General features: G+C 48.3%; 23 protein-coding genes. 8 read left to right on the top strand and 15 right to left on the bottom strand.

The features are described 5' to 3' along the window. Nucleotides 1–244 precede the first annotated feature (244 nt). From BRW63_RS24925 to BRW63_RS24945, 5 genes are all read right to left on the bottom strand, one after another. The gene (locus BRW63_RS24925) at nt 245–2,227 is read right to left on the bottom strand and encodes an FAD-dependent oxidoreductase (protein ID WP_073075049.1); all 1,983 of its coding nucleotides are present in this window, start codon (nt 2,225–2,227) and stop codon (nt 245–247) included. A gap of 337 nt (nt 2,228–2,564) precedes the next feature. After that, complete coding sequence (locus BRW63_RS24930; protein WP_073075050.1) at nt 2,565–5,081, bottom strand: glycogen/starch/alpha-glucan phosphorylase; 2,517 nt, start codon at nt 5,079–5,081, stop codon at nt 2,565–2,567. A gap of 438 nt (nt 5,082–5,519) precedes the next feature. Continuing rightward, nucleotides 5,520–6,851: an aspartate aminotransferase family protein gene (locus BRW63_RS24935; RefSeq protein ID WP_073075051.1), complete on the bottom strand. Its 1,332-nt coding sequence runs from the start codon at nt 6,849–6,851 to the stop codon at nt 5,520–5,522. Nucleotides 6,852–7,005: 154 nt separating this feature from the next. Then, nucleotides 7,006–7,578, bottom strand: a complete 573-nt coding sequence (locus tag BRW63_RS24940) for an RNA polymerase sigma factor (RefSeq protein WP_073075052.1) — start codon at nt 7,576–7,578, stop codon at nt 7,006–7,008. Between the two features lie 378 nt (nt 7,579–7,956). Next, nucleotides 7,957–8,736, bottom strand: coding sequence for a DUF554 domain-containing protein (locus BRW63_RS24945; RefSeq protein ID WP_223257504.1), 780 nt, complete (start codon nt 8,734–8,736; stop codon nt 7,957–7,959). A 188-nt stretch (nt 8,737–8,924) separates the two neighbouring features. On the opposite strand from BRW63_RS24945, the gene BRW63_RS30085 reads away from it, so the two are divergent. Then, entirely contained in the window at nt 8,925–9,407 is a 483-nt protein-coding gene (locus BRW63_RS30085; protein WP_223257505.1) for an endonuclease domain-containing protein, read from the top strand. 134 nt (nt 9,408–9,541) lie between these two features. Next, a complete protein-coding gene (locus BRW63_RS24955; protein WP_073075053.1) occupies nt 9,542–9,784 on the top strand; it encodes a helix-turn-helix domain-containing protein in 243 nt (80 codons plus the stop codon). A gap of 9 nt (nt 9,785–9,793) precedes the next feature. Here the strand turns inward: BRW63_RS24955 and BRW63_RS24960 are convergent, their stop codons facing one another. The 9 genes from BRW63_RS24960 to BRW63_RS25000 form a co-directional block, all read right to left on the bottom strand. After that, nucleotides 9,794–10,237 (bottom strand): aspartyl protease family protein, encoded by a 444-nt coding sequence (locus tag BRW63_RS24960; RefSeq protein ID WP_073075054.1) that lies wholly within the window; start codon nt 10,235–10,237, stop codon nt 9,794–9,796. Between the two features lie 91 nt (nt 10,238–10,328). Then, the gene (locus tag BRW63_RS24965) at nt 10,329–11,351 is read right to left on the bottom strand and encodes a hypothetical protein (protein ID WP_073075055.1); all 1,023 of its coding nucleotides are present in this window, start codon (nt 11,349–11,351) and stop codon (nt 10,329–10,331) included. A 2-nt stretch (nt 11,352–11,353) separates the two neighbouring features. After that, nucleotides 11,354–12,064: a J domain-containing protein gene (locus BRW63_RS24970; protein ID WP_223257506.1), complete on the bottom strand. Its 711-nt coding sequence runs from the start codon at nt 12,062–12,064 to the stop codon at nt 11,354–11,356. A gap of 266 nt (nt 12,065–12,330) precedes the next feature. Beyond that, nucleotides 12,331–12,942 carry a DUF3611 family protein gene (locus BRW63_RS24975; RefSeq protein WP_073075057.1) on the bottom strand — a complete coding sequence of 204 codons (612 nt, stop codon included), beginning with the start codon at nt 12,940–12,942 and terminating at the stop codon, nt 12,331–12,333. A 290-nt stretch (nt 12,943–13,232) separates the two neighbouring features. After that, on the bottom strand, nt 13,233–14,966 hold the full coding sequence (gene ggt / locus BRW63_RS24980; protein WP_073075058.1) for a gamma-glutamyltransferase: 1,734 nt from the start codon (nt 14,964–14,966) through the stop codon (nt 13,233–13,235). Continuing rightward, on the bottom strand, nt 14,963–15,946 hold the full coding sequence (gene cbiB / locus BRW63_RS24985) for an adenosylcobinamide-phosphate synthase CbiB (RefSeq protein ID WP_317615848.1): 984 nt from the start codon (nt 15,944–15,946) through the stop codon (nt 14,963–14,965). Before cbiB ends, ggt begins: the two co-directional genes overlap by 4 nt. Next, the gene (locus BRW63_RS24990) at nt 15,936–16,379 is read right to left on the bottom strand and encodes an Rrf2 family transcriptional regulator (RefSeq protein ID WP_073075060.1); all 444 of its coding nucleotides are present in this window, start codon (nt 16,377–16,379) and stop codon (nt 15,936–15,938) included. Before BRW63_RS24990 ends, cbiB begins: the two co-directional genes overlap by 11 nt. Nucleotides 16,380–16,431: 52 nt before the next feature. Then, nucleotides 16,432–16,863 (bottom strand): nuclear transport factor 2 family protein, encoded by a 432-nt coding sequence (locus tag BRW63_RS24995; protein WP_073075061.1) that lies wholly within the window; start codon nt 16,861–16,863, stop codon nt 16,432–16,434. Nucleotides 16,864–17,126: 263 nt separating this feature from the next. After that, nucleotides 17,127–18,338, bottom strand: coding sequence for an RNA-guided endonuclease InsQ/TnpB family protein (locus BRW63_RS25000; RefSeq protein WP_073075062.1), 1,212 nt, complete (start codon nt 18,336–18,338; stop codon nt 17,127–17,129). Nucleotides 18,339–18,672: 334 nt separating this feature from the next. Between BRW63_RS25000 and queG the strand changes: the two genes are divergently transcribed. The 3 genes from queG to BRW63_RS30190 all read left to right on the top strand — a co-directional run bounded on the left by queG (nt 18,673) and on the right by BRW63_RS30190 (nt 20,953). After that, nucleotides 18,673–19,629: a tRNA epoxyqueuosine(34) reductase QueG gene (gene queG, locus BRW63_RS25005; protein ID WP_073075063.1), complete on the top strand. Its 957-nt coding sequence runs from the start codon at nt 18,673–18,675 to the stop codon at nt 19,627–19,629. A gap of 71 nt (nt 19,630–19,700) precedes the next feature. Then, nucleotides 19,701–20,693, top strand: coding sequence for a DnaJ C-terminal domain-containing protein (locus BRW63_RS25010; RefSeq protein WP_073075064.1), 993 nt, complete (start codon nt 19,701–19,703; stop codon nt 20,691–20,693). After that, nucleotides 20,690–20,953, top strand: a complete 264-nt coding sequence (locus BRW63_RS30190) for a response regulator transcription factor family protein (protein WP_425320474.1) — start codon at nt 20,690–20,692, stop codon at nt 20,951–20,953. Before BRW63_RS25010 ends, BRW63_RS30190 begins: the two co-directional genes overlap by 4 nt. Before the next feature lie 70 nt (nt 20,954–21,023). On the opposite strand, the gene BRW63_RS27890 is transcribed toward BRW63_RS30190, so the two are convergent. Next, nucleotides 21,024–21,245 (bottom strand): hypothetical protein, encoded by a 222-nt coding sequence (locus tag BRW63_RS27890; RefSeq protein ID WP_143162117.1) that lies wholly within the window; start codon nt 21,243–21,245, stop codon nt 21,024–21,026. Between the two features lie 168 nt (nt 21,246–21,413). Between BRW63_RS27890 and BRW63_RS25020 the strand changes: the two genes are divergently transcribed. The 3 genes from BRW63_RS25020 to BRW63_RS29220 form a co-directional block, all read left to right on the top strand. Continuing rightward, nucleotides 21,414–22,109, top strand: coding sequence for a DUF305 domain-containing protein (locus BRW63_RS25020; protein WP_073075065.1), 696 nt, complete (start codon nt 21,414–21,416; stop codon nt 22,107–22,109). 66 nt (nt 22,110–22,175) lie between these two features. Then, a complete protein-coding gene (locus BRW63_RS29215) occupies nt 22,176–22,457 on the top strand; it encodes a hypothetical protein (RefSeq protein WP_073075066.1) in 282 nt (93 codons plus the stop codon). Between the two features lie 145 nt (nt 22,458–22,602). Next, nucleotides 22,603–23,077 (top strand): efflux RND transporter periplasmic adaptor subunit (locus BRW63_RS29220; protein WP_223257507.1); only part of this gene is annotated, 475 nt, incomplete at its 3' end.

Raw genomic sequence — 23,077 nt, forward strand, 5'->3', positions numbered from 1 at the left:
TGCTTCGCGGGTCGGGAATCGTTTTTAATTGGTCTATGAGGGACATGGACTGCTACTTTTGTGATGATTGCAGTCCATCCTCATTTTTCTCTCTAGACCTTGAAACCACCCTGCTAAATCCCCCACGAGTGGGGGACTTTGAGCCAAGACTCCAGTTTCAAAGTCCCCCAGATTGGGGGATTTAGGGGGCAGAAGCCGCTGACAACGAAGCGAAAAACTCGTCGAACTCACGTTAATTTAATCGTTATCTCCAATCCTTCCAGTTGAGATTGAAAATTGAGGTATTGGGAAACGCTGTGGGATTACCATTCGCATTTAAGCGTTTTTGCAACTGCTCTAAATTGGCATTCACTCTGGGTAAGTTTTCGATTAACTGATACGGCATCGTTCCCGTTTCTAATGCAAACGATGCAGTTGTTCCAGCAGCGGCTCCGGCTGACCACTCGATCGAGTGAACCCGATATGCCGATGCGCTAATATGATCCATCGCGATGCTCTTGCCAGCGACCAGCAAATTATCGATCTTGGGCGGAATCATCGCCCTTAAAGGAATCTGAAACGGATAGGTTTCATCGGCTCCCTGGCGCTCTCCGGGACGTTCTTGATTGCCCGGTTTTTCGGGCGGCGACTCGACCATGCAAGGGTGAAAATCGAGATTGTAGTGACCGATGCCCACACTGTCAGGATAGATGTGAGCGCGCGATCGCCACTGCAATTCTTGAGGAGAGATCTTGCCTCGAATCACGTCGATCGTCCGTAACCCCGCCAGTGCAGTTGCTAAGTTTCGATAGGTTTCCTCTGAAAGATTCTCGCGATAAAAGGGCGTGTCACGAAAGCTTTTGCGAGAGGCTGAGATTTCGTCGATCGCAAACCCATTGGAATAGCCGTAGGCATAACGTCCGATTAGCCGTCGCGACTCGCGAATATAAGGATATTTTGACAACCCGTGAGCCGTGCCCATTGGCGAATCGAATCCTTTGAGAAACCGCACATTCGGAAACGGTTTCTTGATGGGCAGTTTTGCATCGCTCGTGCCTGCTAAAAACCAATAGAAATAGCCCAGGGCTTGTTCTTCACCGCCTTGTAGACTGCTAACTCGTAGCCCGCCTTGCCAACCTCCGGGCGTAAGCTGTCCTGTTTCGGCAAGCTGCTGTCGCGTGTAGAGATAATTGTCGGCAGATGTACCCGGAGCATAGTCATTGCCCCAGTTCCAATTCTGCATTGAGATGTCACCGGGGGCGATCGTTTTCGACCCCGCGCTATTTTGAGTGCTTAAAATACGCCGATAGGTAAACACCAATTCTGGAGCCTGAGCATATTGATTAGAATTAAAGCTGTAAGACTTGGCATATTGTGGATAAAACGCAGGCGGTTCAGCAGTTTGGGGCGTTGCAGTTGCCTCCATTGCAAACGTATAAGTAAACGCTTGGGGACAATAAGGATCATCGCTAGCACTAGACGAAGACGGATTAGTATAAGACAACCCATCAATGCCAAGACGATAAGGTAAATCTGCTAGCGCTAATAACTCTCCAGTTTCGGTAGCTTCGACGACATACCACTGACCCGACGCTGGCGGCACAAAGCGAATAATGGTTTTTTTAAACCGCGATGAATCGTCTTCGCTATAGGTGTCGGCGATCGTTTGTGACAACGGCTCTGTGTTCAACGGCGACGCACCTGCTGCGGGACTGTGCTGAATGCTTCGCGCTGATTGAATCTGCTGCCCAGTGCCAACGGTGCCGACTTGCAGATCTTTCACCACTGTATTGGGGAAAAATTGCAGCTTCCCCTTCCCCTGTTTCTCGGCTTCTCTCAGCATCTTCTGCAAAATTTCGTGCCCGTCTTTGGGCAAAAAGCAGACTGCACTCACCCAGCAATTTCCGGGGGTTTTTTGGTTTTTGTGACGATCGACCAATCGCTGCCGAAACTCAACATAGCCCTGCGGAAAATAAAGCTCCACTCGCTGAGTTTTCTTCTCATCTAGTGCCGACGTGCCCTGCGCCGAAACCTGCCCACCCAGCCAATCGCTGATCTCAGTCAGACAGACGCGATGACCCGATTTTAGCGATTCATAAGCCGTTGCCACACCCGCTAATCCGCCTCCAGCCACCAGCACATCACAAACGACCTCGCGATCGACCGATCTGGCAAAAGCTTGCGGTCCGGGAGTGAGCATTGCAGACGTTAAAGACAACCCTAAAGCCAAACGAATATAAAATTTCATCACGGTAAACTCAAATGAAATGGCATTGTAGAGTGAGTTTGGCAGCGTCGTAACCTACCGTTTGACATTTATTTCAGCGTGAATTCGATGAAGCTTTTCGCTACGGTTGCCAATCTGGGCTGCCCCCTAAATCCCCCAATTGGGGGACTTTGAACCTAAATTCTGGGCTTGAAGTCCCCCAGAATGGGGGATTTAGGGGGCTGAAGCGCTGAAGAACGAAGCGAAAGAACTCATCGAACTGACGTTATTTCACTCTTCGATCGCGATCTTCAAAAAAAGTGCCCACTTTACAAAGATTTCTCCTCACAAAATGGGCACTGATTCAGAATTTTAAGGCTTAAACCTGATCAACCAGGCTCGGCTTCAGCCTTGGGGTTGGCAACTCACAATCTTCTAACGAGACGGGCACAGGTTCAACGTGCCAGATGCTCTTGCAATACTCGCTGATCGTGTAGTCTGATGAAAATTTACCCATTCGTGCCACATTTAAGATCGACATCCGCGTCCACTGGGTCTGGTCTTGATAGGCTAGACTCACCTTCTCTTGGCAATCGACATAAAACTGGTAGTCTGCCAGCAGCATATACTCATCTTTATATAAGAGTGAGTCTACGATCGACTTAAACAGCGCCGGTTCTTTAGGCGAGAAGAAGCCAGACGCAATCTGATCAATCACCGTTTTGAGTGCAGCATTGTTGCGGTAATAAGCTAGAGGATTGTAGCCCTGCGCCTTCATTGCCATCACTTCTTGAGCATCTAGACCAAAGAGGAAGAAGTTTTCCTCGCCCACTTCTTCGCGGATCTCGACGTTAGCCCCGTCAAGCGTGCCGATCGTCAGTGCCCCACTCAGCGCAAATTTCATATTTCCGGTGCCAGAGGCTTCTTTTCCAGCGGTCGAAATCTGCTCAGATAAGTCGGCAGCCGGATAAGTAATTTGACCCAGCGAAACCGAGAAGTTGCTTAAGTACACGACTTTCAGCAGCCCTTTGACATCGGGATCATTGTTCACCACTTCGGCGACGGAGTTGATCAACTTGATCACGAGCTTCGCCATGAAGTAGCCAGGAGCCGCTTTGCCGCCAAAGATAAAGGTTCTAGGAACGTCAGAAGGGCTGGCTCCGTGCTGTTTAATCCGGTTGTATAGAGTGATTACATGCAGCGCATTTAGCAGTTGCCGCTTGTATTCGTGAATGCGTTTAACCTGCACATCAAACATTGAATCAGGATCGATTTCGAGATTGTTATCGCTCTGGATATAATCTGCAAGGGTGCGCTTATTATCTTGCTTGATCTCACGCCACGTTTTTTGAAACTCAGCATCATCAACAAACGCTTCGAGCTTTCTCAACTCTGACAGATCTTTAACCCAGCGATCGCCAATCTTGCTCGTAATCAAGTCTGAGAGTTTAGGATTGCTCATCAGCAGCCAACGGCGCGGGGTGACTCCATTGGTTTTGTTTTGAAACTTCTCTGGATACATCTCATAGAAGTCGTGCATCACATCCCGCTTCAGCAGCTCTGTATGCAGGGCGGCAACCCCATTGGTAGTGTGACTGCCGACAAATGCCAGATATGCCATGCGAATGTGCTTGTCGTCGCCTTCCTGGATCAGAGACATGCGCTCAAGTCGGTCACGATCGCCCGGAAACTTGCGCCGAATCTCATCTAAAAAGCGGTTATTGATTTCGTAAATGATCTCTAAGTGGCGAGGCAGCAGCCGCCCAAACAAGCTAACTGACCAGCGTTCTAGTGCCTCAATCAGCAGAGTGTGATTGGTGTAGGCGAAGGTCTGACGGGTGATATCCCAAGCGCGATTCCAGTCGAGCGCGTGTTCGTCGATCAAGAGTCGCATCAGTTCGGCGACCCCGATCGAGGGATGCGTGTCGTTTAGCTGAATCGCTACCTTGTTTGAAAACTGGTCAAAATTATCGTGATTGCGGAGATACGATCGAATAATATCTTGCAGCGAACAAGACACAAAGAAGTATTGCTGCTGAAGTCGCAGTTCTTTTCCTTGCGGCGTATTGTCGTTGGGATAGAGCACCTTTGAGATGTTTTCTGAAAACGTCTTCTCGGCAACCGCTTGAGTATATTGACCCGCATCAAAAACCTGGAAGTCGAAGTCTTCGCTGGCTTTAGCACTCCAAAGGCGCAGGGTGTTGACGGTGTTGTTGCGATATCCGGGTATCGGCGTATCGTAAGGAACGCCATACACAGTGTCTTGGGGAACCCACCGCACTCGATAACCGCCCTGAGCGTCAGTGACTGCCTCGGTGTGTCCACCCAGCTTAATTTCGACGGTGTAATCGATGCGAGCAATTTCCCAGGGGTTGCCATAGCGCAGCCAGTTGTCGGGGCGTTCACGCTGCCAGCCATCCACAATAAACTGGTCAAAAATGCCAAATTCGTAGCGAATGCCATATCCCATCGCGGGGATTTCTAGGGTCGCTAACGAGTCTAAAAAGCAGGCGGCGAGTCGTCCGAGTCCACCGTTGCCTAAACCGGGTTCTTCTTCTTGCTCTAGCAGATCTTCCAGATTTAGCCCCATTTTTTTGGTGGCTTCTTTCATCTCGTCGTAAATGCCCAAGTTGATCAGGTTATTGGCTGAGAGCCGCCCGACCAGAAACTCGGCAGAGAGATAATAGACGACTTTGGTGTCTTTCTGGAAATAGGTTTGTGCGGTTTTAATGCGGCGATCGGTCAGGCGATCGCGCACGGTGTAAGCCAGCGCCATGTAGTAATCGTTTAGCGTGGCAAACTGCTCATCTCTGCCCTGAATGTAATAGAGGTGGTCTATCAGGGCTTGCTTGAGGTTTTCCAGCGTCATTCCTGTGCGATCGTTCTTACCCAACATAGGCTATTCGCTTTCTCCTACAAATCATCGGCGTGAGTTTATCCGCATTGGGCACCTTACAACTGGCGATTGCTCAGAAGAAGTAACCAGCACTACAGTAAACGATGATTTTAGCAAACTGAGGGAAGTTAAACAAAATAACAGAAAGACGGCTGAACGCCCACCAGGGATCGCCGTTTTTCGTTCTCAATCTTGTTTTTCTAGCTTGCGTGTTTGTTGGAGATGTGCGATCGAGAACTGTCGGCAAGACATTTCAAGAATCGTGGATTTATTAAAGTGCAACTTCTGCCCTCACCCTAGCCCTCTCCCTAAGGAGAGGGAACAAGAGTTCTGGCTCCCTTCTCCTTGGGGAGAAGGGTTGGGGATGAGGGCAAAAGGCTAAAACGTAGCCTGAACACTGTGCGGTTTTATTTAGTTCATGATCTTAAGTTGATTTAATCAAGCAAGGTCTTTCAGCACTAAACCTAGCATTTCTACAATTTGATCGATGTGTTGTTTTTCGATGATCAACGGAGGCGACAGCGCAATAATATCGCCTGCCGTGCGGACTAATAATCCATTCTCAAAGCAGCGCACTAGGCAATCATAAGCGCGACTTCCGACCTGGTTAGGAATTGATTCCAATTCGATTCCAGCTACTAATCCAAGATTGCGAATATCAATGACGTGAGGTAGCCCTTCAAGCGAGTGAACTGCGTCTTCCCAATAGCTAGACAGACTATTTGCCCGATCGAACAAACCCTCTTCTTCGTAGATATCTAGCGTCGCTTGAGCAGCTGCACAGGCAAGCGGGTGCCCCGAATAAGTGTAACCGTGAGAAAGTTCGATCGCGTTCTCTGCCCCGTGCATAAACGCATCATAAATGCCGTCTCGCACAAACACCGCTCCCATTGGCACCGCCGCATTGGTAATGCCTTTTGCAACCGTCATTAAATCGGGGATGACTCCAAAATAATCGGTGGCAAAGCCTTTTCCTAAACGCCCAAATCCGGTAATCACTTCATCAAAAATCAGCAGAATGCCGTGACGATCGCAGATCGATCGCAATCGCTCTAAATAACCCTGGGGCGGAACTAAAACTCCCGTCGAGCCAGCAACGGGTTCGACAATGACGGCTGCAATGGTAGAAGCATCATGAAGGGTAACCAGTCGCTCTAGCTCATCTGCTAAATGTGCGCCCCACTGTGGCTGACCGCGAGTAAAGGCGTTGCGCTCTAAATTGTGGGTATGAGGCAGATGATCAACCCCCGGAAGCAAGCTGCCAAAAGACTTGCGATTAGGAGCAATGCCCCCGACTGAGATGCCACCAAAGCCGACCCCGTGATATCCTCGCTCTCGCCCGATCAATCGCGTCCGGCTGCCTTCTCCGCGCACTCGATGATAAGCCAGGGCAATTTTAAGGGCAGAATCGACGGCTTCAGATCCAGAATTTGCGAAAAAGACGTGATTTAAGTCTCCGGGCAACATCTTCGCGAGGCGATCGGCTAACGCAAAGGGAGCGGGATGACCCATTTGAAATGTGGGGGCAAAGTCGAGAGTTGCTGCCTGAGTTTGAATCGCGGCGATAATTTTTTCGCGGCAATGTCCGGCGTTAACACACCACAATCCTGCTGTGCCGTCTAGCACCTGACGATCGTCAACAGTTGTGTAATACATTCCTTTCGCAGATGCCATTAATCGAGGCTGCGATTTAAACTGGCGATTGGCAGTGAAAGGCATCCAGAAAGCATCCAGGCTATCTGGTATCGAAGACGTGACAAGATCTTGCATAGTGAGTTTTTACTAAACTTTGAATAAAACTTGAATAAACAACAAAACGACCCTCACAATGATTGTAGAATTTAACGGGATATATAATTAATTCAAAAGCGATCAAGGGACTCCGCACTGACTGCCTCGCCCCTATCTCTGCAAGCTTGCGCTTTTACTCAGCCGCTTTCTTGCGACCTCTGGTTGAGGGGGTTTTAGAAGCTGTTTTGGTCGTTGTAGATTTAGTTGCCGCAGGTTTTGCTTTTGCTGCTGGCGCAGATTTTGCAGGAGTTTTAGCGGCAGGTTTGGCGCTTGCGGTTGTGGTGGCGCGAGTGCTTTTTGCAGGAGCTTTTTCGACAGCAGGTTCTGCCTTTGCTGCGGCTCCATTGTCGCTGCCATTCGTTAAGGTTACGGTTTCTGGGTTGAGTGTGATGCCTTGCGTTTTACGTCGTCTTCTCGTTTTGGGTTTGCTGCCGTCTTTGTCTTTGCGTGCAGATGAGAGGTAATATTTCAGCGTTGACGGACTGATTTCCACTCCCTTTTCCGTTAGCATTTTTGAAACTTCTGCGTAGCTATAGCCACGGTCGAGCGCTGCTGAAATCGGTTCTTTGAGCAAATCGATCGCTTCTCGCAGTGACCAAATTTCTTTAGGCTTTTCGGGTAAACCTTCCAAGATTGAAGATGCACTGCTGATTGCACCCTTTGACACTAGCGTTGATGTCGGTGATCTCCGTTTGGTTGTTGCCATTTTATTATCCTAAATAATTGAGTGATGTGGACTGGTTTCTTTAGGTATCCCGTAACCAGGGGTTTTAAACCGATGAATTTTGAAAAAAGATGTGTGACTCGTGGAGACTGCTGATTGATTTTTCAATTCGCGAGTCGTTGACGATGCTGTCACCATCATGACCATCGTCGTCAATTATAGAGACATTATTAGAATCTGGAATCAAATCTTAAAAAAATCGCTTCTAGGATTAGATGAATCGATCGTTTTGGTTGCTTTAAGAGTCACCGCAGCTTTATCAATGTCACCACTTTAATGATCGCTAGTAGGTCGTGTCTTCTCTTTTGCTCAAGAATGAGCGATGTTAGTTAATTTGTATCCCTGAGATTGATTGGACTGCTAACCCAGGCGTTGGGCGATCGTGCAAAATACTGGAGCAAGCAGCAACGCCGGAAGAAATGCCGCGATACTCAACTGCGTGATTTTTAGTAAGTTCAATCCCAATCCCATAATCATTAAACCGCCGACCCCAGAAGTTAATAAGACTTGAGGCGCGTTCGCTGGGTCGGGCAACACTTGCGCTAAGAATCCGGCACAAAGAGACAAGCCACCTTGATAAAGCAAGATTGCAATGCTAGAAAATCCGACCCCGATGCCATAACTGCTGCTGAGAGCGATCGAGGCTAGTCCATCCATTGCAGATTTGATTGACAACAGCGCATGGTCGCCTGACAAACCATTGTTGAGACTGCCTAAGATAGCCAGAGGGCCAATGCAAAATAGCAAGCTAGCGGCGACAAATCCTTCAGTAAAATTGCCGCCGCCCTTAACGAGATCGCGGAGCCAATTACCAACTTTTTGTAGCTGTGTTTCGATGCGCCACCATTCACCGAGCAGACCGCCCAGCACGATCGCTAAGAGTCCAATGATCACCCCATCAATCTGACCCGCTTTCACTTTTAATAAACTGCCTGCCAGAGTCACCCCTAAAAATAGCGTTAGCAAGCCAAGTCCTTGAGTGATGATGCGCTGCATCCGATCGGGCAGACTTTCGGTTAAGACTAGCCCGATAAGGGTGCCTCCGAGAATGGTAGCGACATTGATCCAAGTGCCGCTTGTTTTGTCCCATAGGGTGAGTGCTGCGGGGTGAATCAGAAGGTGAGTGAGTGGAAATATCAAGACGTAGATTTCCTCGAAAGTGACTCGCTTGTTCAGGGTAAGTTTAATTGGGTCGATCGGGCAGGTTATTGAACAGAATTTGCTGGATAGATTTAGCGGAAATTTTCGATTAGCTAAACGTAACGGCGATCGATTCTGTGTGATTAGGAGCGATCGCCATTACGTTTAATCGATATCTAGGTGGATAGGTGGAATTAAATAGAAGACCCTTCTTCTCCCCAAGACTACTGTATACACACAAATTGTTTTGGGTTCCGATTGCTAGGGGTTCGTCCCCTAAATCCCCCATTCTGGGGAACTTTCAGACAGAAGGAAATTTTAGGGAAGATGGGCACTTTTGTAGAAGCTCATCACTCATTAGTTTTACGAATTCTCAGCGCATCCGGGGCACCACTCCTGACATTATTTCTGCGGCTCGGCAACTTCGGCAGAACCTCACCCCGGCTGAAAAGATATTGTGGCAGGCTCTAAAAAACCGCCAACTGAACGGTTGGAAGTTTCGTGTTCAGCATCCAATCGAGTCTTTTATCGTCGATTTCTATTGTCCTCACCATCGATTGATCATTGAACTGGATAGTGATGTCAGATTTAAGGGGTGTTCTCCAGACGATCGTCACCGTGATCGAAATCTAGCTTCATCCGTTCAAAGTCCCCCAGAATGGGGGATTTAGGGGGCACAAGCCGACTGAAACGAAGCGAAAAAACTCGTCGAACTGACGTTTATTTAATGTTGAATTGTTTTGGGTCTGGCTCAATTGCCACATCAAAGACAACGATAAACTGAGCTTCTAACAGAATCTTGTGAATGGGAACAGCAGGCAAAGCGCTTAAACGGGTATTAGCGACCTACAGAATCAGTCAAATTCAACTAGCATCTACGATGGGGATTGCTTCTGGAAATATTAGCCGATGGGTGAACGAAAATCGAGATCCTTCTGCTGAATCGGCGATCGACATCCGAGATGCGCTTGAAACGATTGATCCAGATGCAGCAAAGGCATTTACTCTTCTTTATTGGGAGAGGCGGATCAATGACGAAAAAGAGTGACTGGAGCGATCACAAAACGGTGAGATAAGTCTCTTTGCCATCGCGAGGCAGCACTCTCAATCGTTGGTTTTGCAAGTCTGGCTCTAATCCCAAATCTTCAAGGGGAATTAACCCCAACAAAGGGTCTTGCCCTGCGGGTAGCTCAATGCAGTTAAAAGTGCCTTCTCGTCCTTCAACGGTCAGACTGAGTTCTCTAAAGGTGCGGACTTTTTGCACACCGATCGCGATTTTGACATCGACTTCTCCTTGCAGAGGCAATCCCAACTGGCTAATGACATCGGCAGGCAGGCAAAGTCGAGTTGCACCTGTGTCTGCCAAAACATCTTCTAAAGTGACAGAGCGAATCTCGTTAGGGGGAATGAATCCTCGATCGGCAAGAATTTGGTCAATCCGATTAATAAGGATAATGGTTGTCGTAACTTTTCCTGTTGGTGTAGGGGTTGTTACTGACATTGTATTTTTTCTGGTCAAAGTTGCCCCAAAACGATCGCGCTTCTATTCTTATTATTGTAACAGAAAGGGGCGATCGCGTTTCGGCTAACGATTAAATTACTCTACTCGCTGGAAGATAAAGGACATGAGGTTTTCGTTGATCTTCGGGCTGCGGATTTCCTAAAACTCGTTTCTGAGCATCTAGCCAGATTACGACTTTAGCGTTGCTAGGATAATAGGCTTGAACAAAGCTAATGAAATCGTCGATCGTGCAAGGTTTCGTAGTCCCACCCATATAGTCTTGATGAAACCGTTCATGGACTTCGACATCTAGGGTAAGCAGATTATTTTCAACATCTGCCAGATGAGGATACCCATTTTGAGAATATAAGTGATGCGCTGATAACTTAAGCCTGTCAACACGGTTCTTCTTCTGACCAGTCACCTGACAAGTATTGTGATCTCGCTTTTTAACTTTGTCCATTGCTGTTTGGATGCGCTTTTCGCGGTTTTGAATCTCAGCTACGATGTCAGAAATTTGCGGGCCAACTACTACTCCGACATCCCCACACCATTCTTGACGATTCTTCTTAGACTGGCATTCTTTGAAGGAGTGAGATAGCTTAGAAATACCTGACAAGGAGAAGTGCAAGCCTCCCTTATCCACAAAATCCTCAAAATCTTCGCCTTTAATCAGAGGATACTGAGTTTTTTGAGTGTGTTCAGCCATCTTGCTTAAGTAGTCAGACCGAGTTTTGAAAATTGTTACAAGGTCAGACCTCGAAACAAAGAACTGTCCATTACGCTTAATTAGCGATGAAGAGTTATCAAGAATGTGCTTTTTGATAAATGCTTTACTAATTTCTCTTTTAGTGTGTGTAAACCATTCTGTCAGACGTTGCCAAAATGTTTGCTTTTGCGTTGCTTCGAGATAGCGAGCGATCGTGTAAGCGCCTGATGAGGTGTATTCTCGTAACCCAGTAGTTTTATTAACTACTTTGTAATCTTTGCCTTGAGTTAACTCCCACTCATCATCTGGGATTGAGTCAAAGAATTCCTCAGCATCAATGAGGTCTTGAGTGGCAATTTTTAATGTCTCGACCAACTTTTGAGAGGTGATATATAGTTCTGCCATTTCTAAAACCTTTCAGTAAGACTCTTATAAAACACGTTCAGACGAGCGAAAACTTGAGCATCGCCTGTGTTAGGAACATCTGGGTGGTAGACTCTGCTTAGGTCGTGGTAGGCAGACTTAATATCCTCTGAAGTTGCTGTCTGAGGATTTAATCCAAACGCCTTCCACACAAGATCGTATTTAAAGATGTTGATGCCATTGACACAGCCATAGCCAGTTTCGTTTTCTTCTTCTGGCAAAACGCCGATAAACTTGCGATACAGCTTTTCCCAGCCATCTTTCTTGCTGAAGTCAAGTTTCTCCATGCCGCTCGTCGCCATCTCGAAGGAGCCGGATTTTCTTAATTCTTTGACATCTTTAACGCCAAAATGACCAAGAATGGCTTCTTTGAGTTGAGTTAAGGTTAAAGGCTTAACTTTTTTAGGCTTAACAACTTTCGGTAGCTTGGGTTTAGGATCTTTCTTTTTATGATTCTCAATAATAAATTGAGCAAATTCTTCGAGAGTTGCCGTGTCTACACTTTGGGCTTCTGCGATTCGAGCAATCTCAGTTTGAATCAGTTGATTGAGTGTGATTTTAGGCATTATTTTTTCAACAGTTGTACTTTTAATACTCTGTTGTACCTCCTTTGGACGAATTCCGGTTGCTGTCATTTTCCAAATCCTTAATAACGTCGATCGAAGCCTCCACTCATCCGCATCAAACTCTGCCACAAGACAGCCTGACGGTGTGTGGTTAAATCACTTAGGTGCGTTCTGTAATTGAAATCTCAGCTTTAGTTTAAGTCACTTCACAAAGGTCTGTTTTCAGTGAAATCACTTGAATCTTGCCAGGAAACATAAAGTCTTTAAGAGCTAAACGATCGCAATGTGAAGACTTACCGACTCGAACACGCGAAGCTCAGAGAATCTCCTGATCGTGATATCCCCTAACGTACCCCGATGCAGACTTCCGCTAACTCTCCAGAAAGTCGATCGCGTTACGCCCGATCGAGTCCGCTATACAAACCCAACGCTGCGAGAAGCGCCACAAAATGCCCTGCGATGCCGTTCATGTTTGCCATCGCGACGAAGACATCGACCGATCGAATAATCCGAGTCGGATCGTAAATCGCAACGCCTTGAGGCTGAGTAATCGACTTTGACAGCAAGACACCCAAAGAAGCTCCACCGCCCAAAATGGACACCGCTAATCCCACCAATCCGACCATTACACCTAAACGTAAGACCTGCATCACATCAGCTTTTTTAGGGTGAACAGCAGAATTTGAATTGCGGAGCCGTCTGGCAAATCGGGTGTAGCGGAACGCTAAGAAAAGGCTAAACAACAGCACTGCCAATCCGCAGGTTGCCCAAAAAATGCCAATGCCCAAGCCCGGAGTCACCCCTTGAGCCACACCTCCGCCCGGAAGAGGAGTCTCTGCCGATCGGGTAAAGTTTCTCCCAGAGATGGCAAACGCTAACAGCAGCCCTGATGCGGCGGCGAACACAAGCTCTAACCAAAAACTCGCCCAACCCGCAAGGCGCAACGCGGTCGCAATCCGCTGAAGTTTGTGAGAATCGTGATTGTGGGCTTCTGGTTGGGTTTGCATGGTGATCACCGTTGGTCTAGACACTAACGCTGCACATACATTACCGCGATTTATTTTAGGAGGCGACTCTCTCAAGAGAGAACAATATTGGGGTTAAGGGGCAGAACAGCAAGTCTATTAACGTCACGTCAGTTCGACGGGGTTTTTCGCTTCGTTGTCAGCGGCTTCTGCCCCCTAAATCCCCCATTCTGAGGGACTTTGAACCGGAAATTTTGGCTTGAAGTCCCCCAAACTTGGGGGATTTAGGGGGCGCAATAGACTCGTAACGAAGTCGTCGAGTTCACGTTCTACTAAAACCCAGCGGCGACACCCTCACCTCTTGGATCAGCCGCGCCTTCTAAAGAGCCATCGGGCAGAACGACGATCGCGTTAGCATTTCCCCAATCTGATCGTTCTTCAATTCGATGTCCTCGTCGTTTTAATTCGGCGATCGTCAGCGTATCTAATCCCCACCGTTCAACGTTGAGGCGATCGGGGAGCCATTGATGATGCACACGCGGAGCCGCGACTGCTTGGCGAACATCCATCTCGTAGACCAACACGTTTAACAAGATTTGCAACACCGTTGTAATGATCGTGCTGCCACCCGGTGAACCTGCCGCTAATCGCAAGCGACCGTTTTGAGTGACGATCGTCGGAGTCATACTCGATAGCGGAATTTTGTTGGGTGCGATCGCGTTGGCATCTCCGCCCACCAGTCCAAATGCGTTGGGAGTATTGGGCGCGATCGCGAAGTCGTCCATTTCGTTGTTTAAGACGATGCCTGTTCCTTTTGCGACAACTCCCGCACCAAAACCGAGATTCACGGTGAAGGTCAGGCTGACGGCATTGCGATCGCGATCAACAACGGTGAGATGACTCGTTTCGACTGATTCTTTAGTCAAGCGTTGCAGCACTGCGGGGTCAACTGCCTTTACCTGAGTGGACGGCGTTGCTTTTTGAGGATTGATTTCCTGTCGTCGTTTTTGAGCATAGACCGGGCTGATCAGCGCCTTAACTGGGACTTTGACAAAAGCAGGATCACCGAGATAAGTCGCACGATCGGCGTAAGCAATTCGCATCGACTCGACCAACAAATGCAGCACATCGGGATTGTGCCATCCCATAGTCTTTAAATCTGTATCGCCAATTATGTTGAGGATTTGCAGCAAATGCACCCCTCCCGAAGAAGGTGGCGGCATTGAGCAAACTCTCGCTTTACGAAAATCACCGCACACCGGATCACGCCAAGTCGGACGATATTGCTGCAAATCTTTTTTTGTAATCAATCCGTTATTCGCTGCCATATCGTTGGCGATCGCTGTCGCAATAGTTCCCGTATAAAAATCTTGAGGATTTTGAGACACCGATCGTAGCGTGGCGGCTAATTCTGATTGCACTAACCGATCGCCCGTTTGATAAATCTTTCCTTTGTGAGTAAAAATTTTCTGTGCATCAGGATTTTTGAGTAGCGTTTGCTGATGCATCTCTGTTGCTTCTATAAACCGCCAACTCACCGGGAATCCATTTTCTGCTAATTGAATCGCAGGAGCCATCACAGTTTTCCAGGGTAAGCGTCCATATTGACGATGCACTTCATAGAGTCCTGCGATCGTGCCCGGTGTCGCCACTGCCAAATATCCATTCGTACTCGCGTTGGGGCGCACGTTTCCTTGTCTATCCAAATACATTGTTTTCGTAGCTTTGAGCGGCGCACGTTCTCGAAAATCTAATGCCTTTGTCTCATTGTTTTTTGCCTGATACATCAGCAGAAATCCACCCCCACCAAGCCCTGCCGAAAATGGCTCTACGACCGAGATTGCAAAGGTTGTGGCAACGGCTGCATCCACGGCGTTTCCTCCCTGTTGCAGCATTGACAGCCCCGCTTGAGTCGCGAGAGGATGGGCAGACGTGACCATGCCTTGATTTGCCCGATCGAGCAGGGCAGGCGTTGGAGAAATCGCGATTGCGGCAGCCGATCGTCCTAACCCTAACGAGATGACAACGAGAGCGCAAGTTCTGTGAAACGAGCCGATGTATTTCATAGTGATCCTAAAATTGTTAACCCTGATAGTGCGATCGCTAACCAACTCAAGAAACTTATTTGCGTCAACTGTAAGGCTTGCCGAATTCGATCTGGGGTAATGGGTCGAGTTGGCTCACCTAAGAGAGGTTTATGCTTTTCCACGCCGCGATACCAATTAATGCCGCCGACTTGCACTTCCAACACAGCCGCATAAGCACACTCACTCCAACCAGAGTTTGGGCTAGAATCTTTGGGCGCATCTCGCTGGCAGAGTCGCCAAACTTCGCGAGGTTTTCTAGACAGCAACGCTAAGGTCAACACCGTTAACCGACACGGAAGCCAGGTCAAAAAATCATCTGTTTTAGCGCTACACCAACCGATATCTTGATAAGGTGCCGTCTGATATCCCACCATCGAATCTAATGTACTAGCAGCTTTATAAGATAAGGCTAATGGAACGCTTCCAACAAATGGTAGGAATGCGCCGAGCGACGCATAAAATAACGGAGACATGACACCATCGATCGCGTTTTCTGTCACAGTTTCTAATACGGCTCGGAGAATATCTGATTCAGAAAGGTTTTCGGTATCGCGTCCGACATATAGCTTTAGCTGAGAACGCGCCCGATCGAGATCCCCATCTGCCAGAGGTCGTAACACATCTTCAGCCGCCGATCGTAAACTTCGCCCCGCAAAACAACTCGCTAACAAAATACTCGAAATCGCAACGCCTAACACTGGATGTAATGCTTTTGAGAATTCTACGATCGTCCATCCGATTACACTGCTACCCACGACAATGAGAATAGTTAGAATCACGCCTGCAAATCGCAATGAAGCTGGCTGACTGAATTCCTTTAAAGCAAGCTCGGTATAGTGAGCGATCGCCCACCCGATTACCTGAACCGGATGCAGCCATCCCCAAGGATCGCCAATCAGATAATCGAGGAGAGCCGCGATCGCTAAAACACTCATCCCCAACTTTTCACTAGACCACAAAACTCGCCTCCTCTCCCTGTGCGGCTTGCCAGCTTCGGGCATCGTAGTAGAGATCTTCTAGAGAGATTTCGTAAAGCGCTGCGTTCAGCTTTTTGTGAAGTCGATTCCATAAGCTAAACGTTACCCAGTCTTCGGCCTGCGCTCCGTCAGGCACATGATGAGGCAACGGTTCTACGCTTTCTCCCACAGCCTCTAAAATTTGCCCTAGTGAGATCTGCCCTGGCGATCGTGCTAGTTGGTATCCGCCTTGAGCACCGCGCACAGAAAGTACTAGCTCTGCTCGTCGCATCTCAATCAACAGTTTCTCTAAATAAGGAGCTGGCAGATTCTGTCGTTGCGCGATCGCTCTCACTGACGTAGGGCCATACCCTGGCTGAAAGCTGAGATCCAACAAAGCTTTAACGCTATAGTGTCCGCGAGTCGTTAACTTCAAGAGTGTCTAGTGTGGAGGGTCTTAAGCTTAACAGGACTTTAAGCATCTCCCACTAACGCCGCAATTTTAATAGCTCTTGAGGAGACGCAATCAGCTTAACTTTTAAAAAGGTAATCTCTTGTTGAGAATTTAAAGTAAATAGCCATGCCACATTTACGCCAAACCAAGGCGTTTGCACTCGCCCCGTCACTTCGATCTCAGGGCAGCCATCCTCTAAAACTTGCTTAATCACTCCCTGCTGAGGTTGAGCCGTAATGCCTTTTGCCTCGACTTTGAGATAGTCAGCGATCGCGTCTCGTCCTTCAATTACCGATTCAAACGGCGGATGCAGTGCCCCGTTGACCGCAAATTGCTGACTGGTCGCCTCAAAATCGCCCACATTAAACGTTTCAAAATAGTTGATCAGACTAGGCTCTGTAATACCTGCGATCGCGCTTGATTCAGGTTGGAGTGCGATCGCTACATCATCCTTAACACTTTGCATATCGATAGAACATTATGGTTTATATGGTTTATATGGACGTTAAACAAAAAGGCAGGAATTGTCCTGCCTCTAGAGAGATATTTGACTAATGAGGTGACCCAGAAATCGCGCCTCGATCGCTTTTATAATGCAACATAAATTAATAAATGGCAACTAAAATTTACATCTACGTGGATCTGTACAGAATTTCTGGGTTGACATTTTGTACCAATTTCAAAAACAATAATTAAATTGCCATTAGGTGAATTACCCGACGCTCATCGCTAGGCGATAGAGCGCGGGCTTCCAATTTCAATGGGAGCAACCTCGGAGTTCGTGGATTTTTTACGTCCAGAACCCTTTGGATTTACACTCCCTCGATTGGCAGTAGCGCTGATTCCCAACGCCAATAATCGCAAGCCTTCATTTCTGATGTTGATTGCTGCATTCACGTCTCGGTCATGCCTCTGACCACAGTGAGGACAATCAAATGCACGAACAGAGAGATCCATCTTTGGGATCTGTAGCAGCGTGTTTGAGCAAAGATGAGACGACGGGAAAAACCTGTCTACTTCAAGGTAGGTCTTACCGTCAAACTCTGCTTTGTACTTCAGCATCGTGCAGAATTTACCCCATCCAGCATCGCTAATAGCTTTAGCTAGGGTGTGATTCTTCACCATGTTCTTAACTGCCAGATTTTCCACCACAACAACTTGGTTTTCGTTGACTAGCTTGCGAGATAGTTTGTGGAGAAAATCTTCTCTGACTCGTGTGATCTTGCTGTGAACCTTGGCAACCATCTTCCGTGCTTTAGCGCGGGTCGTGCTGCCTTTCGCTTTCCGAGAAAGCTTTTGCTGTTTGCGTTTTAGGTTCTTGGCGTGTTTCTTAAGGTGTTTAGGATTGCAAAACTTAGAGCCGTCTGAAGTGACGACAAAATCAATCAATCCCAGATCGATGCCAACGGCTTTTCCGTCACTCGTGATTTCAGGTTTGGCAATGCCATCATCCATCAACAAAGAGGCATAGTAACGCCCGTCTGGAGTCTTAGAAACCGTGACCGTTTTGAGTTTGCCGTCAGGGAGTTCCCGATGAATCTTGGCTTTCACGATTCCTAAGAAGCCGGGAAACTTGATGGTCGATTCACTCTCAACTTTGACGTTTTGAGGATACTGAACCGACTGGCGATTAAACTTGCTCTTGAAAGTGGGATACTTCGCCCGTCCTTCAAAGAAGTTTTGGAACGCTTGAGAGAGATTCAGAACGGATTGCTGCAAGCACTGAGAGTAGGTTTCTTTCAGCCATTCAAACTCTTTCTTCAGTTCGGGTATGCGTTTCTTCATGTCGTAAGCAGACACGCCTTTACCCGTCTCTTTGTACGTCTGAGACATCACAAAAAGCAACTGATTCCACAGCCATCGCGTTGCGCCAAAATCTTTGGACAACTGAATAACTTGCTCATCAGTCGGGTAAATTCGTACCTTTGTTGCTTTCAACATATCTGCATCTTAGCACAAATCAAGATTATTGATAAGCATACTCCGTGGTGAGTGCTGAGAGATAGGACGCTGGATCGAGCGCCCCTGGCTTTCATCCCACACCAACGAAACGTTATGGTGTGGGGATTCCCGCCGAATCAGCTAAACTAACAGTGGCAGCGTTTGTAATAGGGCGTTGCTGAATGCAAGTATGAATCTGTCTATCGAGGCTGAACCCTTTCGCCCCCTAAATCCCCCAATTTTGGGGGACTTTAAGATTCTGGTTCCCCTCAAACTTGGGGGGCTAGGGGCAATTCATATTTGCATTCAGCAACGCCTGTAATAGAGATTACGCATGACCGATCGCGCCTCAAATCTAACAGACCGAATTAAGCAAAAAGCCTTAGAAGTTGGATTTCACAAAGTTGGAATCGCGATCGTTCCTGTCAACTCAGACGACGAAAAAGCGGCTGTAACTTCTCTGCAAAGCTGGCTCACTCAGAATCATCAGGCAGATATGGCGTGGATGGCAAACCCCAAAAGACAAGATCTTCGCTTAGTCATGCCCGAAGCTCGATCGCTGATTTGTGTTGCCCTTAACTATTACACCGCTCACGATCGGCCCGAAGGCAATGACTATGCCAAAATTTCTCGCTACGGCTGGGGTCGGGACTATCACCGAATTTTGCACAAAAAACTCAAGGCGCTGTCTACCTGGCTAGAGGCACAAGGCGACGACATTCGCGCCCGTTATTATGCAGACACTGGGCCCGTACAAGACAAATTTTGGGCGCAGCAAGCAGGCATCGGCTGGATCGCGAAAAACAGCAACGTGATTACGCGAGACTATGGCTCGTGGGTGTTTTTAGGCGAAGTGTTAACCAATTTAGAACTCATTGGCGATCGTCCTCATACTTCTCACTGCGGCACCTGCACTCGCTGCCTCGATGCTTGCCCAACCGGAGCGATCACGCAGCCGTTTGTCGTCGATGCCAATCTCTGCATTGCCTATCACACGATCGAAAACCGCGCCGAAACGCTTCCCGAAACGATTACTCCTCATCTGGGCGGTTGGGTGGCTGGGTGCGATATTTGTCAAGACGTTTGCCCCTGGAATCAGCGATTTGCCCAAGAGAGCGATGTCGCTGATTTTCAGCCCTACCCTGGCAATGTTGATCCGACCCTCACCGAGTTAGCAGAGTTGTCAGATGAAGAGTACGATCGCCGCTTTCCCGCTTCTGCCCTCAGACGAATTAAACCCGCTATGATGCGCCGCAATGCTCGCTCAAACTTAAGGATCGATGTTGAATAGCGTGTCTTCGATGACTAGGGCATGATAGAGATATTCAACCCATATATTAAAGCTTTAGGAGAGGGAAACGGGTGGCTGCAACCGACTTTAAAGACTATTACGCGCTTCTAGGCGTGACCAAGACTGCCAGCGCCGACGAAATCAAGAAAGCCTTCCGTAAATTGGCACGGCAATATCACCCCGACATGAATCCGGGTGACAAGGCAGCAGAGGCTCGGTTTAAAGAAATCAATGAAGCCTACGAAGTTTTGTCTGACAGTGATAAGCGCCAAAAATATGACCAATTTGGGCAATATTGGCAGCAGGCCGATCGAGCCGGGGCACGAGGCGGACGATCGCCCTTCAACACCAACACAAGTCCCGGTTTTGATGAATTTGAATTTGGGCGCTACGGCAGCTTTGACGAATTTGTCAATGACTTACTGGGGCGAGTCGGAACTGGCTACGGTCGAACTGCCGATCCGTTTAGCGGTTATCGCACCTCGCCGGGGACTAGCTATGACGGCGGTGGTGTAGGCGTAAATCTAGATGTTGAAGCGACGATTACGCTGACGTTTTCAGAAGCATTTAATGGCGCACAAAAACGGTTGAGCATTGGCAGCGAAACCTTTGATGTCAACATTCCGGCAGGTGCCAAAACCGGGACTCGGATTCGGATGCGCGGCAAGGGGCGACCTAGCTCTCACTACACGACTCAACGCGGCGATCTCTATCTGATTGTCGAACTCGCGCCGCATCCGTTCTTTCAGCTTGACGGAGACAACAATTTAGTCTGTGAAGTTGCGATCGCCCCCGATGAAGCCGTTTTAGGAACTCAAGTTGAAGTCCCGACCCCTGATGGTATGGTGAAAGTCAACGTTCCCGCAGGCGTACGATCAGGGCAATCTCTGCGACTGCGGGGCAAGGGTTGGAAAAACCTCAAAGGAGAGAGAAGCGATCTGATGCTCAAACTGACGATCGTGCCACCCAAAGAGTTGAACGCGATCGAGCGAGAATCTTATGAGAAGATCCGCGACAATCGAAGTTACGATCCGCGCAGCAATCTCAAAGGAATCAAGCTGTGACGGGACTCGATGCTGGAGCCGATGATTACCTTGTTAAACCGTTTGGCATGGCAGAACTGCGGGCACGGCTTCGAGCATTGCAGCGGCGATCGCCCCAGATCCAGCCGCCACAACTCCAGGTTGGCAACCTCAGATTAGATTATGGGGTTGATTCTCAGCCTGTTTGGACTGGCTGCTTACCATTTTCTGACCAAAGCGCACTGGTATGCTCTACATCACGAATTAGAATCTGTTTCAGGCACACATTCACGATGGGCTAGAGCCGATGCTCGAACAGCCTGGAGGGCCATTGCCAGCGCCATTACTCAAGCACATCAGGGTAGTGCAGGTTTATAGTGTCTTGGGGCAAGACAGCACATTCACCCTCCGCTTACCTTTAGGCATAAAGTAACACCCTTCGGCTAAATCCAACAGCGCCAACACGCAAACAATCAGCACAACAATGTGACGCACAGCAACTCCTCTATGGGTAAGAATATGCAAACACTTTACGTAACGATCGCCGTGACAAATTCCCTCTGGCGAGAGAGGCTTAGTTTCTGGCAGAGACATAGCCTGATTTCATACTGATTTCATTTTTTTGGGCTGTCTTGTAGAAAGAGGTGGTTAACGCTACATCAAAGTTAAGGAATCCGGCCAAAATACGGCTTCCTGCATTTGACTCTCCAGCCGACCAGACGGTTGAGAATAAAAGGTGTCAATAAAATTCGTAGGTGAAGGATGAATCGCTCAATGCTCAAAACAAGTTTGCTCGGACTCTCGATCGGTGCAGTTATTGCTATTAGTGGACTCACCGCTTGCTCAAACGCTACTCAAAACTCAACCTCTAATCAAAGCCCCGCTGCAACAGGTTCACCTATGGCAGGCATGTCAGAGATGGATCACAGCAACATGAAGGGCGGCATGATGAATATGGATTTAGGCCCAGCCGATGCAAACTTTGATCTGCGCTTTATGGATGCGATGATTCCACATCATCAGGGAGCCGTGAAAATGGCGCAAGAGGCGCTGCAAAAATCAAAGCGACCTGAAATCAAGAAACTCGCTCAATCGATTATTGTTGACCAAGACAAAGAGATTGCCCAAATGCAGCAATGGCGCAAGTCTTGGTATGCCAATGCGTCTAGCACTTCGATGGCGTGGAATAGCGGAACCAAGGGCATGATGCCAATGTCGAAGGATCAAATGAATGGCATGATGATGAATATGGATTTGGGTGCAGCCGATGATCAGTTTGACTTGCGGTTCATCAATGCGATGATTCCGCACCACGAGAGCGCGATCGTCATGGCAAACGATGCCCTGCAAAAGTCAAAACGTCCTGAAGTTCAGAAGCTTGCGACCGCGATCGTCTCTTCTCAACAAGCCGAAATTGATCAGATGAAACAGTGGCGCAAAGCTTGGTATAACCAATAGTCCATTTCATTCTAATTTCATCTTTAGCTGTCACATTGGATAGTTAATGCACTGTTAGGATTCACCATGCCGAGTCTTGCTGTTTCTGTTTCCTTTTCGATTCGCCGTCTTTCAGCGACGCTGCTAACGCTCGGATTGTTGTCAGGAAGCCCTGCGATCGTTCTCGCGTACGGCGGGCATGGCGACGAATTTAAAGGCGGATCGATACAATCGTCTGGAATTCAAGTCGATGCAGAAACAGCACAGCGGCTCGGTTTGAAGGTGGAACCTGTGACACGGCAGCGATTAGCGTTTGGGGTGAACACAACGGACAAATTGAATCGTTGCCCAATCGTCAAGTTGAGGTGACAACTCCAGTATGCGGAACGGTGCTACTTCCCCGGCGCACCGCGCTCGAATCGGGAACCAAATTGGCAGAAGCACGGGCAAACTTATCGAAAGCTGAGAGTCGGTTGTCGGTGTCGGAGGCACAAGCCCAACTGCAACGGGCCCAATCGCATCAGCACGATCGCGCGTCGAACTCGGTGGACAAACCTACGCAACTCGGCTACGTCAACTTGGAGCTAATGCCAACGCAGACGGCACCATTACGATCGCGGCTCCGATTGCTGGCACAGTTGCCGATCGAGAAGCGACAACCGGGGAATCGGGACAAGATGTAGGTAAGAAGATTTTAACGATCGTGAATGGCAGCAGTGTGCAAGCATCGAGCAACATCTACGAAAAAGATCTTAATCAAATTCGGGTCGGTCAGTCGGTGCGGGTCAAAGTTAACGGATTGCCTGATCGTAGCTTCGGCGGGCGGATTAGCATTGTTGGCTCGACCGTGCAAGGTGACACTCGCGTTGTGCCTTTGACACTCCCCAGCCCTAAAGGGACGGGGATTCTTGGCTCAACGAAACCACTTAACCTAGAGTCCTTGCGTCGTCAGGGCCAGAGGTGGGATTCTCCCCAAGCGTTAATTCGGG

This window comes from Phormidesmis priestleyi ULC007 (genome assembly GCF_001895925.1).
GTDB classification, from domain to species: domain Bacteria; phylum Cyanobacteriota; class Cyanobacteriia; order Leptolyngbyales; family Leptolyngbyaceae; genus Phormidesmis_A; species Phormidesmis_A priestleyi_A.

What these genes read in the sequence shown, in the direction of transcription:
- BRW63_RS24925 (WP_073075049.1), bottom strand. Translation starts at nt 2,227, where the DNA reads ATGAAATTTTATATTCGTTTGGCTTTAGGGTTGTCTTTAACGTCTGCA.
- BRW63_RS24930 (WP_073075050.1), bottom strand. Translation starts at nt 5,081, where the DNA reads ATGTTGGGTAAGAACGATCGCACAGGAATGACGCTGGAAAACCTCAAG.
- BRW63_RS24935 (WP_073075051.1), bottom strand. Translation starts at nt 6,851, where the DNA reads ATGCAAGATCTTGTCACGTCTTCGATACCAGATAGCCTGGATGCTTTC.
- BRW63_RS24940 (WP_073075052.1), bottom strand. Translation starts at nt 7,578, where the DNA reads ATGGCAACAACCAAACGGAGATCACCGACATCAACGCTAGTGTCAAAG.
- BRW63_RS24955 (WP_073075053.1), top strand. Translation starts at nt 9,542, where the DNA reads ATGGGAACAGCAGGCAAAGCGCTTAAACGGGTATTAGCGACCTACAGA.
- BRW63_RS24960 (WP_073075054.1), bottom strand. Translation starts at nt 10,237, where the DNA reads ATGTCAGTAACAACCCCTACACCAACAGGAAAAGTTACGACAACCATT.
- BRW63_RS24965 (WP_073075055.1), bottom strand. Translation starts at nt 11,351, where the DNA reads ATGGCAGAACTATATATCACCTCTCAAAAGTTGGTCGAGACATTAAAA.
- BRW63_RS24975 (WP_073075057.1), bottom strand. Translation starts at nt 12,942, where the DNA reads ATGCAAACCCAACCAGAAGCCCACAATCACGATTCTCACAAACTTCAG.
- ggt (WP_073075058.1), bottom strand. Translation starts at nt 14,966, where the DNA reads ATGAAATACATCGGCTCGTTTCACAGAACTTGCGCTCTCGTTGTCATC.
- BRW63_RS24995 (WP_073075061.1), bottom strand. Translation starts at nt 16,863, where the DNA reads ATGCAAAGTGTTAAGGATGATGTAGCGATCGCACTCCAACCTGAATCA.
- BRW63_RS25000 (WP_073075062.1), bottom strand. Translation starts at nt 18,338, where the DNA reads ATGTTGAAAGCAACAAAGGTACGAATTTACCCGACTGATGAGCAAGTT.
- queG (WP_073075063.1), top strand. Translation starts at nt 18,673, where the DNA reads ATGACCGATCGCGCCTCAAATCTAACAGACCGAATTAAGCAAAAAGCC.
- BRW63_RS27890 (WP_143162117.1), bottom strand. Translation starts at nt 21,245, where the DNA reads ATGTCTCTGCCAGAAACTAAGCCTCTCTCGCCAGAGGGAATTTGTCAC.
- BRW63_RS25020 (WP_073075065.1), top strand. Translation starts at nt 21,414, where the DNA reads ATGAATCGCTCAATGCTCAAAACAAGTTTGCTCGGACTCTCGATCGGT.
- BRW63_RS29215 (WP_073075066.1), top strand. Translation starts at nt 22,176, where the DNA reads ATGCCGAGTCTTGCTGTTTCTGTTTCCTTTTCGATTCGCCGTCTTTCA.